The organism is Haloferax prahovense DSM 18310, assembly GCF_000336815.1.
In the GTDB taxonomy this organism is placed as follows: domain Archaea; phylum Halobacteriota; class Halobacteria; order Halobacteriales; family Haloferacaceae; genus Haloferax; species Haloferax prahovense.
This window is the reverse complement of sequence record NZ_AOLG01000054.1, coordinates 156,352-168,929: the sequence shown is the minus strand read 5'-3', so window position 1 is coordinate 168,929 and position 12,578 is coordinate 156,352. Positions and strand designations below refer to the sequence as shown.

Below are 12,578 nucleotides of genomic sequence, written 5' to 3'. Positions count from 1 at the left end.
GAACGTATCAACCTGTTTGCTTGCGAACTAGTTTCGACAGTAGTTCCCGTCGTCGGTGGTCCCGGCGCGCTCGACGGTACAGCCGAGCGATTCGAGTTTCGCCGCGGCCGCCGCCACGTCGTCCTCTCGGACGAGCACGTGGTCGGTCGAGTACGCCGACAGCGCGAATATCGAGATGTCCTCTTCGGCGAGCGCGCCCGCCACCTGCGCCAGAAAGCCGACGAGTTCGAACGGCAGGACCATCTCGAAGGTGAGTCGCTTCCAGCCCCGCTCGACTTCGACGGCGGACGCCTCGTCGACGCGCTCTTCCTCGACGACGACGGTCGTCTCGTTCTCGTCTCGAATCGTCGCGAAGGCGTCTGGGTCGCCCCGCTCGGCCTTGACGACCGCGTAGGTCGCCGCCGAGACGATGACGGTCCCGCCCTCGAAGAAGTCGCTCGGGTCCATGCGGTTCGGGGTTGCGCCGGCGAGGTAAACGTAGCGGTCGGTGGGGTGGTCGTGGCGGCTCCCGCTCACTCGGTTCGCCCGATGGCGGACGCCTTACTGACGTTCGGCGAACTTCCGTCGGACGCTTCGCGTCCGACGGCGTTTGCTTCGCTACCGCTCGGCGTACCACGTCGCGAACTTCGCTAACGCCCGCCCGCGGTGGGAGATGCCGTTTTTCTCCTCGGCGCTCAGCTCCGCGAACGTCGCACCGTCGTGCTCGAAGATGGGGTCGTAGCCGAAGCCCCCCTCGCCGCGCGGCGGGACGATGCGGCCGTTGACGCTCCCCGTAAACAACTTCACCGGGAGCGTCTCCGTCTCCTCCGCGTCTTGTTCCGCGCCGCGGGCGGCCGCCACGGTCCGGTCGTCGCGGTCTATCGGGTCCGGACTCGCCTCGAAGGCCTTGCCGTCGCAGTACGCGAGGACGCAGCGGAACGAGGCTCGACGGGGCTCGTCGAGTTCGGCCGCGGCCAGCCGGTGGACTGCCTCGACGCCGAGAGTGTCCTCGACGTACGAGGAGTACGGGCCGGGAAAGCCCTCGAAGCCGTCGATAAAGAGACCGGCGTCGTCCACGAGCACCGGTTCGTCGGCGTAGCGGTAGGCCTCACGCGCGCCGTGCGCCGCGATGGGACCGAGCTCGGACGCCTGTACCTCGGTGTAGTCGAAGTCGAGTTGGGTCACGTCGTCGTCGAGGTACGAGAGCGCCTCGCGGACCTTCCCCGCGTTCGTGGTGACGTATCGGAGCATGCCCGCCCCTCCGCGGGCGGACGTGGAAAAGTCGTCGGTGTCGGTCGCTTCGCCTCAGTCGACGATGACTTCGACGGGGCCGTCGTCGGCCTCGGCCTCTTCTTCGGACTCTTCCGCCTTCTGTCGCTCGTTCCAGAGGAGGCCCCCGGCGACGAGGAGGACGACCCACGACCGCCAACTCGCGAGATTCAGGGTGTAGCCGATGCCGAAGGGCTTCTCGACCAGCATGCCCTTACCGGGCTGCCAGTACGACGAGAGCAGTCGGCCGGCGCTCGGGCGCTCGAAGTTGTACGGGATGCCGAAAAGCGTTCCGCGCTGCGGTTTGTCTGCCATGTGAGACGAATACGCCGGCTCGGGATAAATCGTTTTGGCCTTCCGACGAGTTCGGTCGCGGCGACCTACCGGTACCGACCGCGGGATTCGACCTCTCGCAACCGGGCGATGACCTCCTCGGAGCCGACGGCTTCGTAGCCCGCTTCGAGCGCGTCGATGAGGGGCTCGGCGTCGTCGGCGGTCCCCTCGACGCTCTGGGCGAACACGTGGAGGTCCATCGCGTGGTCCTCGACGTGGCCCGTGTGGAAGCCGAGACCGAAGTCGATGAGGTACACGCGCCGTTCGCCGCCCGGTCCGGTCCCGACTCGGATGTTCCGCGTCGTCGGGTCGCCGTGGACGATACCCGCCTCGTGGAGGCGCGCGAGATACTCGCCGACGATGCGGACGGCCTCGGGGTCGAGTCGCTCCGCGAGGTCCGCGTCGCCGACTCGCTGGAACGCGATGACGCCGTCGACGGGGTCCACGTCGCGGACGACGGGCGTCCGGACGCCGGCGCGCCGGGCGTCGCTCGTCAGCCGCGACTCGGCTTTCGTCCGCTCGCGGCGGAGTTTGTCGTCCAGTTCCGGGTGGCGGTACGTCTTCGGGACGCGCCGCTTGACGACCTCGTCCGCGCCGATGTCGACGGTCGCTTCGGCCCCGCGAATCGCGCCGTCGTCGGTGTAGGCGCGCGCGACCGACTCGTCCGCGCCACGCCACGTCACTTCGACTTGGTCGGGACGGAAGTTCGGGTCCACGGTCGATTTCTCGACCGCGAGCGTGTCGCCCGCGGCGAGCATCCGCGCGCCGAGCACGGCTATCATGCCGGCGTTGTCGCGGAGGAACCGCGGTTCGGGCGCGTGGAACTTCGCGCCGCGCTGGTCGCACATCTCGGCGAGCATCTCGCGCAGGCGGGCGTTCTGGCCCACGCCGCCGCCGAGGACGAGTTCGTCTGTCCCCGTCAGCGACAGGGCGCGCTCGGCCACCTCGGTGAGCATGGCGAAGATGGTCTCCTGCAGGCCGGCGCAGATGTCGGGCACGGGCGTGCCCGCGTCCGCCTCGTCCTTCGCGGCGCTCATGATGCCTGAAAACGAGAAGTCCATCCCCTTGACGACGTACGGCAGTTCGACGTAGTCGCCGCCCTTCGCGGCCTCTTCGACTTTCGGGCCGCCGGGGTGGGTCCAGCCGACGTGACGGGTGAACTTGTCGATGGCGTTGCCGACGCCGGTGTCCATCGTCTCGCCGAGGACGCGGTAGCGGCCGTTGTGGTAGCCCAGCAGGTGGGCGTTCGCACCCGAGGCGTTCAGACAGACCGGCGAGTCGAAGCCGGACTGGTAGCGGCCGATTTCGAGGTGCGCGACCATGTGGTTGACGCCGAGTAGCGGTACGTCGAGCGTCTGTGCGACCGAGCGCGCCGCAGTGCCGACGATGCGGAGACACGGGCCGAGCCCGGGTCCGCGGGAGAACGCGACGCCGTCGACGACGGGGCCGTCGCCGTCGTGTCGCTCCGCGGCGTGCGCGAGCGCGGTCTCGACGACCTCGGGGATGGCGGTTCCCATGTGCTCTGCGGCCTCTCGCGGGTGGATGCCGCCGCTGTCGGGCTGGTACGGGTCAGATTCGATGAAGACGTGGTTGGCCGCGGGGTCCGGCGTCCGCCCGGTTCCGGAGCGGAGCGCGTCGGGGTCGTCGGTCTCGAAAACCGCGGCGCTCGCGGCCCACGCTGTACCTTCGATTCCGAGAATGCGCATCGAGTGTGAAGAAACGGCGGTTCGAAGCCGGGACTACGCCTCTTCGGCTTCGACTTCGGCGTCGGTGATCTTGTTGCGCTCGAGCATGTGCTCCTGCTCGACGTCGCGCGCGAATTCGGGGCTCTCGTAGACCTTCGCGTAGCCCGCGGTCTTGCGCATGCCGAACTTCGTGTCGAGTTCGTGGACGACGACCTCGTCGGAGTCCTTGTTCAGCTTGGCCGCGAGCGAGTCGCGAACCGACAGACGCGAGGGCGTCGCTTCCTCGTGGACGATCTCGAATCGAACGTCCGTCCGGTGCAACATGGGGTTCTCCTCCTCGGAGATGATTTCGATATCCATGGTTCAGTTACCAGTAATTCCCCCCGAAGCAAGTAAAAGGATTTCGAAGGGACGAGCGCGCCCGCGTCTCAGGCGTCGATGGGCGCGACCACGGCGTCGAAGTCGCCGTCGAACTGCGCGAGGAGGTCCCGCATCTCGGTCTTGGCCGCGTCGGTGACGGTCACGCGGACCATTCCCTCGTCGGGCTGGCCGTAGACGACGGTCGAGCCGACGGGCGCGGCGAGCACCGCCGGGAGTGTGGCGAGGTCCTCTTCGCCCTCGACGAGGAGCGTCGTCGGCTCGTCGGCGTCGAGCGCGGCCACGAGCGCGGCCACGAGGTCGACGGAGACGGTTCCCGGTTCGTTTTCGACCTCGACGAGACGGCCGGTCTCGACCGCGCGGCGAATCTCCTCGCCGACGGCCTCGCGCTTCGTCTTGCCGTCGACGACTGCCACGTCCGGCGGGCGACCGGCGCGGCGGAGGTGGAAGGTGACGACGTCGCCGACGGCGACGAGCGGCGCGCCCGCGTCCTCGCTGGATGCGTCTGCGAGGAGGTCGTCGGCCTCGGTGTACACCGGGCCGAACGGCTCTTTGAACGCCGCTCGAAGCGCCGTCGGCAGGGTGAGCATCCTCAGCGGACCTTCAGCGCGTAGCCGCCGGGCTCGGTGACGTTCATCTCGGTGGCGATTTCGCTGTCTTCGGGGTGGGTGATGACGACGTAACCCGCCCAGTCCTCGGTGAGACTGCTCGACCCGCAGTTCTCGCACGTCTGTTTGTCCGGGTCGTTGACGAAGTGGCACTCGCGGCAGGCGAGACGGGGCTTCGCCATCAGTTACCCTCCGCCGAAGCCTCGCTCTGCTGGCGCTTCGATTCGAGCCAGCCGTGCTTGCCGAGCCCCGGCTGTTTGGCCGTGAGGCCGATCTTCGAGTCGCGCGGGTTGCGCTCGTCGATGCTCTTGGTGACGATGCGTGCGCGAACCTCGTCGTCGACGGCGAGCGTCTGGTTGGACTCGGTCGACGCGAGCTGTTGGTTCTCGCCGTCGTAGGCGAGGTATTCGTCGGATATCTGCGAGACGTGGAGCAGCCCGTCGACCGGCCCGATGCCGACGAAGGCACCGAACTCGACGACTTCGACCACGATGCCGTCGACGACCTCCTGCATGTCGGGGTCGTAGGTGATGGCGTCGAAGTCGGCCTCGTAGTAGACGCCGGGGCGGCTGGGCAGCACGGTGCCCTCGCCGATGTCGTTGACGTTCACGACGCTCACGACGCTCCCCACGTCCTCGTCCATCCGTCCTTCCAACTTGTCCTGCAACAGTCGCTTGACCCGCTCGGGCGTCACGTCGCCCAGGTGTCGGGGTGGGACTTCGACTGTATCTTTGAGTCGTACCCGTTTGTACATAGTTTCGTTAAGGTTCCGTGATTGCCAGCGTGGCGTGCCCCCGGATGCCGACGACGGGAATCCCGCAGTCGAGCACCCGGTCACGGAGGGGCTTGTCGTTCGTGACGACGTAGTCGACCTCGCCCGATTCGGCGAGTTCGACGACCGCGTCGTCGGCGTACGATTCCTCGGTTTCGACCGCCCGGCACCGGGTCGCCAGGTCCGCGCCCACGCTCGCCGCGACGCCTTCGGTCCCGCTGCCCGTCGAGAGCTTCTCCAGCTCGTCGAGGACGGCTGTGGGGACCACGAGGTCCGCGTCGGCCGCGAGCAGCCGGTCGAGTTCGTCGAACACGCGAACGTCGAGCTCGACCGGCATCATGAGCGCGTTCGTGTCCATGACGACTACGGTGGCGGTCACGTCACTTGAGCGTCCCGATACCGATGAGCCGCCAGCGGGCGCCCACGCGGCGGTTGATGGCTATCTTCGCGCCTTCGGCGGCACAGACGGGGCGCTTGAGCGAGACTTCCGCCTCGCCGCTTCGCGCGCTCGTCACCGCGCCGACGGTCGTCGCGGTGCCGACGGTGAGCATCAGGGGCTCGCCGGTGGATATCTCGTCGATACCCTCGTCTTCCTCGCCGCCGACGACGCGGTCGAGCAGTTCGACGTCCATGGTGAACTGCTCGCGTGTCGGCGGGAGCGTGCCGGGCTCGCCGGCGACCTGTCCCGCGAGCGCGTCGCCCTTCGTGAAGCTCGGGTCGAGACCGGTCCCGACGCCGCAGAGACCGCCGGGCTGGACTTCGTCGACCATGTTGCCGCCCGCCTGTAGCGAGCGGACCTCGGTCGTGATGGAGCGCCATTCGGTCTGGCCCTCCTCGTCGACCTCACGGCCGGGGCGAAGTTCGAGTTCGTCGCCCTCCTCGAGCTTGCCGGCGACGACGCTGCCGCCGATGACACCGCCCATGAGTCCGTCCCAGGTCGTCCCCGGGCGGTTGATGTCGAAGCTGCGCGCGACGAACATCCGGCTGTCTTCGGTCTCGTCGCGGTCGGGCGTCGGAATCTCCTCCTCGATGGCCTCGATGAGGAGGTCGAGGTTGACCTCCTGCTGGGCGCTGATGGGGACGATGGGCGCGTCTTCGGCCACCGTTCCCTTCACGAACTCCTTGATCTGTTCGTAGTTGTCGAGGGCGCGCTCGCGGTCGACGAGGTCGACCTTGTTCTGCGCGATGACGATGTTCTCGATACCGATGATATCGAGCGCCATCAGGTGCTCTGCTGTCTGGGCCTGCGGCACGTCCTCGGTCGCGCTCACGAGCAGGATGGCGCCGTCCATGATGGCGGCACCAGAGAGCATGGTCGCCATGAGCGTTTCGTGGCCGGGCGCGTCGACGAACGAGACGGTGCGGCGCACTTCGGTCTCTTCGCCGTCTTCTGTCTCCTCTTCGACCGTGTAACACTCCGGCGCGTCAACGCCGGGAATCTGACGGAACGTCGCGTCGGCGTACCCGAGTCGGATGGAGATTCCGCGCTTCATCTCCTCCGAGTGCTGGTCCGTCCACGAGCCGGACAACGCTTGAACGAGCGTCGTCTTTCCGTGGTCGACGTGACCGACGAGTCCGATGTTCACCTCCGGTTGTTGTGGGTTTTTCGTCACCATTGACCTCCTGAGAGTAATCTTGCGTGAACTTGGCTCCGAACGACTGATAAAGGTGCTGTTCTCGGACCGGGGCTGCTGTGGCTACGTCGGGCGGTCACACACCGCGCGCGGCGATTCAGCGGCGTCTCCCGCTCCCGGCGCTGCTTCGGAAAATGGTTCGTCGTGCCCCCCAGCACGACGGTTCGTAGACCGATTCGAGTAACCCCTCGAACGGCTATCGGCTCCGGAATCCGTCGGTTATTCGACGCCCTTGACGAGCGAGCGAAGCTCGTCTCGGTAGGCGTCCGGCGTGAGTCCGAGGTCGATGTCGACCGAGACCTCGATGGCCTCGGTCGGCTCCTTGGTCACGCTGAGTTCGATGTTCTCGCCGGGGTGTGCGCCACCCGCGACGAGAATCGCCCCGTCGTGCTCCCAGACGGCCAGCATCCCGCTGACGTCGAACTCCTGTCCTTCGATTGTGAACTCCTTTTCGTCCGTGAACGGGAACGTAATCGTATCGAAGGAAATCGTCGCCCCGTAGTCGGTAACGCGCGCCGAATCGCCGGTATCGACCGTCGTCGACCGCGTGTCGGTCTGTTCGATGTCCGTGACGCCAACGTCCGATAACTGCGTCTCGTAGTGTTTCCGCGCGTGCTTCTCGACCAAGTCGACGACCGTTCCGCGGACCGTCTCCGGGAGGTTCGACAGGCTCGGGTCGAGCGTCACGCGCGTCGCGAAGAACAGCGAGAACTGCCCCTCGGCCTGCCCGAGCGTCTTCTCTTTCAGCGTCTCGGAGAGGTCCATGTCTTCGTACACGACCGTCTCGAACGCCGCGGAGACGCTCGCCGGGCCGACCGACCGCTCGAACGCCGGGTCGAGAGAGTGTCCCCCGATGTACTCCCAGCCGCCGGCTTCGAGCGCCCCCTTCGGAACCTTCGGCGGTGCCCGCGCGGCGCTCGCGGTCGTTCCGGAACTACAGCCGGCGAGACCGGCGAGCCCCGCGCTGGCCGCGATACCGAGGTACGTTCTCCGTCTGATACTGTGGGTTGCGTTGTCTTCCCCCTTCATCGGTCAGTACTGCCTCGCTCTGTTTCAAATAGGTATCTCCCCGAAAATCAAATGCGAGAACATAGACACGACGGGTCGACCGCTCTGAGAGCGAGCTTTTTGCCGCTCCATCCCCGACCGTACCACGTGCCCGCTCCGGTGTCGTCGCCCTCGGAGTTCGCCTTCGAACTGGCGCTCTGCGCCCAGCTCGAACAGACGACAGACTGGCTGCCCGCGCGCCAACTCGGCGCGTCGGTCGCCTCGCCCGGGAGCCGCATCATCGACGTGTGCGCCGTCGTTCCGGGCCCGGAGTTCGACGAACGCGCCCGCATCACCGACCGCGCGATTCCCGCGGCGGCCATCGAGAGCGACGTGGGGGCCGGAAGCGCCGTCTTCTGGCGCGACGGCTTCGACTGCCACCCCGGCCGCGCCCGCCGCGCCACCGACCGCGCCGTCGAGGTCGGCTTCTTCGAGTCCGAGCGCCGCCGGAGCAGGGAGTACGTCCGCCGCGCCGCCCGCTATCCCGACGACTGGTTCTCCCGGCTCGTCGGCATCGAGAACAAACCCGACCTCGGCAGTCCCGGCGACCTGCTCCGACAGCTCCGCCTCGACGTGAGTCTCGCGGTCTTCGACGAGGTGATTCTCGCGACTGAGAGCTACGTCACCGGCGCGCACCTCAACCGCATCCCCGAGGAAGTCGGCGTCTGGCGCTTCGACCCCGACACCGGCGACCGGGAGGTGGTCCGCGAGCCTCAGCCGCTCTCGCCCGGTTCGACCGGCGTCGAACCCGTCGAGTACCACTCGCTACACACCGACGTGGCGCTCGTCTCGCCCGCGGAAAAGCGAACCGCCCGCCTTCGACTTGCCGAGCGCGCCTACGGGAAGGGGTGGCGCGCCTACGACCTCCCCGCCTGCGCCCACGCCCGCGTCGACGCCGACGGCCGCCCGGTCTGCGCCCACTTCGACCGCGTGGTCGACCCCGGCTCCGAGTGCGGTGCCGACTGCTCGGCGTTCGAGGCGGCCGACCCGCCCGAACTTGACCGCGACGGCCTCCGCGAGTCGCGGACGGGCTGGGTCGCCGACCCGGCCGGGGCGGTTCGCAGACAGTCGGGACTCGACCGGTACTTCTGACTCGGCCGGTCTCTCGCCGGGTCGCTACTCGTTCCGCTCGTCGGAGTAGTGCCAGCCGAGTGTGGCGACGACGCCGAAACCGACGACGAACACCGCACCTTCGACCCAGTTCGGCTCGCCGGACCACGAGGCCACGAGGAACCAGACGACGCCGGCGACGAGCGCCAGCGGCGTGCTGTACCGAAGTGCGTCGACGATATCGGACACGACCGTCCCGACGCGCTCCGGTCGCAAAGTCGCATCGGACCGGCGCGTTCGCCTCCCGACTCTCACTCGGCGTCGGCCCGCCGCTCCATGTAATTCCAGTAGGTGACGAGCCCGACGCCGATGACGACGACGAAGACGAACTGCACGGCGACGGCGAAGAAGTCGAGTCGGCCCGTATCGAGGTAGGTCAGGACGAAGTTGGCTGCGGCCGCGACGGCGCCGGCGACCATGAGATACCTGAACGCCCTGTCCTCGGCGACGGTCCGGAGCTTCACAGGTCGTACACCTCGCCGTCGACCGCCAGCGGCTCTTCGAACGCCTCGTCGGCGGGGTAGTAGTGCGCCACATGGACCAAGCGAGTCTCGTCGGCATTCAGTTCTTCGCCGAGCGCGATGGCTCCCTCGCGGGTCATGTGCTTCGTGCCGAAGGTCCGCGCGACCCCGTTTTCGTCGTAGTCGTCGCCGCCGATGGGGTGGTACTCGCAGACCGACGCGGGGACGATGGCCTCGGCGAGAAGCAGGTCGGGGTTCCGGAGCACGTCGCGGGACTCCTCGGGGATGGCGTAGGTAGAATCGCCGGATAGCGAGAGCTTCGCACCCGTCTCGGGGTCTTCGATGGCAACGCCGTAGCAGACCAGCGGCGGGGGGACGACCGGCACGAACGTCACGTCGAGGCCGCAGGCGCGGAACGACTCGAACGGCGTCTGGTCTTCGACCGAGATTCGGTCGAGGTAGGAGAACTTCGAGCGAATCGCGTCGGCGACGCTCTCGCCCGTGACCGGGTCGACCTCGTCGGCGGCGTGGACCGCGAGGTCGTCGAGGAGGCGGTAGACGTTCCCGAGGCCGTCGAGGTGGTCGAAGTGGATGTGGGTGACTAAGGCCTCGTCCGGCAGCGGCACGTCCTGCGTGAGAAACTGGTGGCGGAAGTCCGGGCTGAAGTCGACGAGGAGCGACTCGCCGGTCCGCTCGTTTTGGACGTGGACCGAAAAGCGCGTCCGCTCGATGCCTCGCTCGCGGGCCGCGAGGCAGGTCTCGCAGTCGCAGCCGACGGTGGGCGTGCCGGTCGTGTCGCCGGTCCCGAGGAGGGTCACGCGCATTGACTCAACCACGGGGGCGGCGAGGTATAAACGTGGCCGACCGCGGCGAGTCAGGACCGGTATATCTGCCGAAATTCGACCAGGGGGTGGAACGTCCCCGAGAGCGCCGCCGCTTCGAACTGGAAGCTCGCAGTAACCGTGCGCGGAACCGCCGAGACGAGCGCCTCGAATTCGACGGACGGCGTTCGCGTTTCACCGCTCCGATTCGGCCACACCTCGTAGCCGAGCATCACTCGCCTCGCCTCCCCGTCGTCGTATCCAATCCCCCGGCTGATGTCAGCTAACGACTTGACGCCGAGTCGCTCTCGCGCCGTCGCCATCGCCTCGGCTCCCGCGACGGTCCCGCCGACTCGCGTCACCCACGATGATGCCGGTTCCCGCTCGTATACCGGCTCTTTCGTCGTTCCCGACTCGTTCACGTGCTTGCGATAGCCGGTGCGTCGTCGAACCTCCGCAGCATCCGGATAGTAGTCGTACTTCGAGGACGCTCGGTAGTCGCGCGAGATTGTAATCGGGTCCCCAGCGGCGGGCGCAGGATTCGGCTCAGGTTCGGGAAGGGGCGTCGCGGTGGACGGGTCGAGGTCCGATGTACACCCGGAGAGCGCCGTGAGAACCCCGCCCGCCGCAATCGCCCGAACGAATCGGCGTCTGCTGGAGGGCATCGGCTCGCCGTTTGCGGCCCACTAGTAAATGCTTTGTCAGAAAGACGGCGTTACTGCGCCGCGCCGGCGTCTTTCTGCGTCTCGCCTTCGTGTTCGTCCGCGTGGCCGTCGTGGTCGTGGTCGTGGCTGTGGTCGTGACCGTCGTCGGACCCCGACCCCGCGACGAGTTCCGACGAGTCGGACATCATGTCGAGGTTCTTCAGGTTGTCGCGCTCTTCGAAGTCGGCGACGGCCTCGAGCAGGTCGTCCTGTGTGAGTTCCATCCGCTCTTCGGTGAGGGCTTCGAGGACGGCCTCGCGGAGGACGAGTCGGAGGTCGGAGCCGGTGAGGCCCTCCGTCACGTCGGCGATGGCCGAGGGGTCGAACTCGTCGATGTCCATCCGGTTCGTGATGACCCGGAGGATGTCGGCGCGCATCCCGCGGTCCGGCTTGGGGAAGTTGACGATTTCGTCGAAGCGCCGCCACGCCGCCGAGTCGAGCTGGTCGGGGTGGTTGGTCGCGCCGATGAGGATGACCTCGTCGCGAATCAGCGAGATGTCGTCGATGCTCTTGAGCAGCGTGTTGACCGCGCGCTTGAGCGCCGCGTGCTCGTCCGACCGGCGGGTCTTCGCCACCGAGTCGAACTCGTCGATAAAGAGGATACACGGCGACAGCCGCTTTGCGACCTCGAAGGTCTTTTCGACGTTCTTGGCCGTCTCGCCGAGGTACTGGCTCGTAATCATCGAGAGCTTCACCTCGACGAACGGGAGGCCGAGCTCGTGGGCGAGCGCCCGCGAGACGGTGGTCTTGCCGGTCCCCGGCGGGCCGACGAAGAGGATTTTCCCGATTTCGCGGAGGCCGATTTCCGCGAGGTACTCGCGGTGCTCGATGGCCTTCATCAGCTTGTGAATCTCGCCTTCCTGGTCCGTCGTGAGCACGAGGTCCTCGAGGGTCATCTCGATTTCCTCGGGCGCGCGGACCTGCACGAGGTCGAGCATCTCGGCGTCGTCCTCGTCGTCGAAGTACTCGTCCAGCAGGCTGTCTATCCACACGCGGTCGGCGTGAATCGGCCGGGTCTGTTCTCTGGCGTCCGCGTGGGTCACGTCCACGTCGTCCCGGTCCTCGACCGACTTCGCGACCGTCGGATTCGTCACGAGCCGGTCGTAGTCGGCTCGTTTGACGAACCACTCCAGCGCCATCTCGGGCTGCGTCAGAGAGAGGCGGCCGGAGAAGTCCTCGCGCTGGGTGAACATGAGGTCGGAAATCGCGTCCCAGGGGTGTTCCACGCCGGTCGCCTTCCGCGCGATGGACTCGGTCACGACGAGCGGTCGCTCGATGCCGCCCATCGACGAGTCGTCCTCGTCGCCGTCGTCCTCGGCGTCCGCCCAAAAGACGCGTCGATACCGCGGGGGAAGGTCGTTTTCGTCAAGCGTTCGGTCGTCGGTGTAGAGGTGGGCCGTCAGCAGAAACTCGACAACCTCGAGCGCCCGTTCACTCATCCTCCAGAAATTGCCCGGGGAGACGCATAAGAGCGTCGGAGCGCCGCCGCTGGTGCGCGCGACCGAACTTCCCCGATGACAAGGAACTCGGCGCGACTCCACCGTACAACGTTAATTTCAGAAAAACAATTCAAAAACATATCCGAAAATGGATTGATTACGCGATTATATTCCTTTTATATGCTTGTATATTGTCTCTTTCTTCAGAATAACCGGGTAAAATAACCTTTCTTAAACGATTAGGGTTTTATGGTTATCTTCCGCCACTGTGAGCCAAGATAGTGAAATGATATTCACGAATGGACCGAGATGCCCGCCCAAATGCGGTACATTCTCGA

The 12,578-nt window shown here is 66.7% G+C and carries 17 protein-coding genes; 1 reads left to right on the top strand and 16 read right to left on the bottom strand.

Annotated features, from left to right (window positions below):
* Positions 1 to 27 precede the first annotated feature (27 nt).
* The 11 genes from C457_RS16675 to C457_RS16625 form a co-directional block, all read right to left on the bottom strand.
* Positions 28 to 447: an ACT domain-containing protein gene (locus C457_RS16675; RefSeq protein WP_049913675.1), complete on the bottom strand. Its 420-nt coding sequence runs from the start codon at positions 445 to 447 to the stop codon at positions 28 to 30.
* Between the two features lie 150 nt (positions 448 to 597).
* A complete protein-coding gene (locus C457_RS16670; RefSeq protein ID WP_008096502.1) occupies positions 598 to 1,230 on the bottom strand; it encodes a non-canonical purine NTP pyrophosphatase in 633 nt (210 codons plus the stop codon).
* A gap of 54 nt (positions 1,231 to 1,284) precedes the next feature.
* Positions 1,285 to 1,563, bottom strand: a complete 279-nt coding sequence (locus tag C457_RS16665) for a DUF5808 domain-containing protein (RefSeq protein WP_004976371.1) — start codon at positions 1,561 to 1,563, stop codon at positions 1,285 to 1,287.
* A 65-nt stretch (positions 1,564 to 1,628) separates the two neighbouring features.
* Complete coding sequence (locus tag C457_RS16660) at positions 1,629 to 3,287, bottom strand: bifunctional N(6)-L-threonylcarbamoyladenine synthase/serine/threonine protein kinase (protein ID WP_008096499.1); 1,659 nt, start codon at positions 3,285 to 3,287, stop codon at positions 1,629 to 1,631.
* A gap of 33 nt (positions 3,288 to 3,320) precedes the next feature.
* Complete coding sequence (locus C457_RS16655) at positions 3,321 to 3,626, bottom strand: 30S ribosomal protein S24e (RefSeq protein ID WP_004976369.1); 306 nt, start codon at positions 3,624 to 3,626, stop codon at positions 3,321 to 3,323.
* Positions 3,627 to 3,694: 68 nt separating this feature from the next.
* A complete protein-coding gene (locus C457_RS16650; RefSeq protein ID WP_008096497.1) occupies positions 3,695 to 4,234 on the bottom strand; it encodes a GTP-dependent dephospho-CoA kinase family protein in 540 nt (179 codons plus the stop codon).
* A 2-nt stretch (positions 4,235 to 4,236) separates the two neighbouring features.
* Positions 4,237 to 4,434: a transcription elongation factor subunit Spt4 gene (gene spt4, locus C457_RS16645; protein ID WP_004041779.1), complete on the bottom strand. Its 198-nt coding sequence runs from the start codon at positions 4,432 to 4,434 to the stop codon at positions 4,237 to 4,239.
* Positions 4,434 to 5,006: a DNA-directed RNA polymerase gene (locus C457_RS16640; RefSeq protein WP_008096490.1), complete on the bottom strand. Its 573-nt coding sequence runs from the start codon at positions 5,004 to 5,006 to the stop codon at positions 4,434 to 4,436. The genes spt4 and C457_RS16640 overlap by 1 nt, the downstream gene beginning before the upstream one ends.
* A gap of 7 nt (positions 5,007 to 5,013) precedes the next feature.
* Positions 5,014 to 5,382: a hypothetical protein gene (locus tag C457_RS16635; protein ID WP_008096489.1), complete on the bottom strand. Its 369-nt coding sequence runs from the start codon at positions 5,380 to 5,382 to the stop codon at positions 5,014 to 5,016.
* Between the two features lie 22 nt (positions 5,383 to 5,404).
* Entirely contained in the window at positions 5,405 to 6,640 is a 1,236-nt protein-coding gene (locus C457_RS16630) for a translation initiation factor IF-2 subunit gamma (RefSeq protein ID WP_049913674.1), read from the bottom strand.
* Positions 6,641 to 6,877: 237 nt separating this feature from the next.
* Complete coding sequence (locus C457_RS16625; protein ID WP_008096487.1) at positions 6,878 to 7,687, bottom strand: DUF6517 family protein; 810 nt, start codon at positions 7,685 to 7,687, stop codon at positions 6,878 to 6,880.
* 126 nt (positions 7,688 to 7,813) lie between these two features.
* On the opposite strand from C457_RS16625, the gene C457_RS16620 reads away from it, so the two are divergent.
* Positions 7,814 to 8,797: a DUF5787 family protein gene (locus C457_RS16620; RefSeq protein WP_181950669.1), complete on the top strand. Its 984-nt coding sequence runs from the start codon at positions 7,814 to 7,816 to the stop codon at positions 8,795 to 8,797.
* A gap of 24 nt (positions 8,798 to 8,821) precedes the next feature.
* Here the strand turns inward: C457_RS16620 and C457_RS16615 are convergent, their stop codons facing one another.
* The 5 genes from C457_RS16615 to C457_RS16595 form a co-directional block, all read right to left on the bottom strand.
* Positions 8,822 to 9,004, bottom strand: coding sequence for a hypothetical protein (locus tag C457_RS16615; protein ID WP_239640771.1), 183 nt, complete (start codon positions 9,002 to 9,004; stop codon positions 8,822 to 8,824).
* Between the two features lie 62 nt (positions 9,005 to 9,066).
* Positions 9,067 to 9,279, bottom strand: a complete 213-nt coding sequence (locus tag C457_RS16610; protein WP_008096482.1) for a hypothetical protein — start codon at positions 9,277 to 9,279, stop codon at positions 9,067 to 9,069.
* Complete coding sequence (locus tag C457_RS16605) at positions 9,276 to 10,100, bottom strand: MBL fold metallo-hydrolase (RefSeq protein ID WP_008096481.1); 825 nt, start codon at positions 10,098 to 10,100, stop codon at positions 9,276 to 9,278. The genes C457_RS16610 and C457_RS16605 overlap by 4 nt, the downstream gene beginning before the upstream one ends.
* 50 nt (positions 10,101 to 10,150) lie before the next feature.
* Positions 10,151 to 10,762: a hypothetical protein gene (locus tag C457_RS20975; protein WP_239640770.1), complete on the bottom strand. Its 612-nt coding sequence runs from the start codon at positions 10,760 to 10,762 to the stop codon at positions 10,151 to 10,153.
* A 50-nt stretch (positions 10,763 to 10,812) separates the two neighbouring features.
* Complete coding sequence (locus C457_RS16595; RefSeq protein WP_008096479.1) at positions 10,813 to 12,240, bottom strand: ATP-binding protein; 1,428 nt, start codon at positions 12,238 to 12,240, stop codon at positions 10,813 to 10,815.
* Between the last annotated feature and the right edge of the window lie 338 nt (positions 12,241 to 12,578).

Bases quoted from the DNA above. Each gene is read 5' to 3' on its own strand.
- C457_RS16675 (WP_049913675.1), bottom strand. From the start codon at position 447: ATGGACCCGAGCGACTTCTTCGAGGGCGGGACCGTCATCGTCTCGGCG.
- C457_RS16670 (WP_008096502.1), bottom strand. From the start codon at position 1,230: ATGCTCCGATACGTCACCACGAACGCGGGGAAGGTCCGCGAGGCGCTC.
- C457_RS16665 (WP_004976371.1), bottom strand. From the start codon at position 1,563: ATGGCAGACAAACCGCAGCGCGGAACGCTTTTCGGCATCCCGTACAAC.
- C457_RS16660 (WP_008096499.1), bottom strand. From the start codon at position 3,287: ATGCGCATTCTCGGAATCGAAGGTACAGCGTGGGCCGCGAGCGCCGCG.
- C457_RS16655 (WP_004976369.1), bottom strand. From the start codon at position 3,626: ATGGATATCGAAATCATCTCCGAGGAGGAGAACCCCATGTTGCACCGG.
- C457_RS16650 (WP_008096497.1), bottom strand. From the start codon at position 4,234: ATGCTCACCCTGCCGACGGCGCTTCGAGCGGCGTTCAAAGAGCCGTTC.
- spt4 (WP_004041779.1), bottom strand. From the start codon at position 4,434: ATGGCGAAGCCCCGTCTCGCCTGCCGCGAGTGCCACTTCGTCAACGAC.
- C457_RS16640 (WP_008096490.1), bottom strand. From the start codon at position 5,006: ATGTACAAACGGGTACGACTCAAAGATACAGTCGAAGTCCCACCCCGA.
- C457_RS16635 (WP_008096489.1), bottom strand. From the start codon at position 5,382: ATGGACACGAACGCGCTCATGATGCCGGTCGAGCTCGACGTTCGCGTG.
- C457_RS16630 (WP_049913674.1), bottom strand. From the start codon at position 6,640: ATGGTGACGAAAAACCCACAACAACCGGAGGTGAACATCGGACTCGTC.
- C457_RS16625 (WP_008096487.1), bottom strand. From the start codon at position 7,687: ATGAAGGGGGAAGACAACGCAACCCACAGTATCAGACGGAGAACGTAC.
- C457_RS16605 (WP_008096481.1), bottom strand. From the start codon at position 10,100: ATGCGCGTGACCCTCCTCGGGACCGGCGACACGACCGGCACGCCCACC.
- C457_RS20975 (WP_239640770.1), bottom strand. From the start codon at position 10,762: ATGCCCTCCAGCAGACGCCGATTCGTTCGGGCGATTGCGGCGGGCGGG.
- C457_RS16595 (WP_008096479.1), bottom strand. From the start codon at position 12,240: ATGAGTGAACGGGCGCTCGAGGTTGTCGAGTTTCTGCTGACGGCCCAC.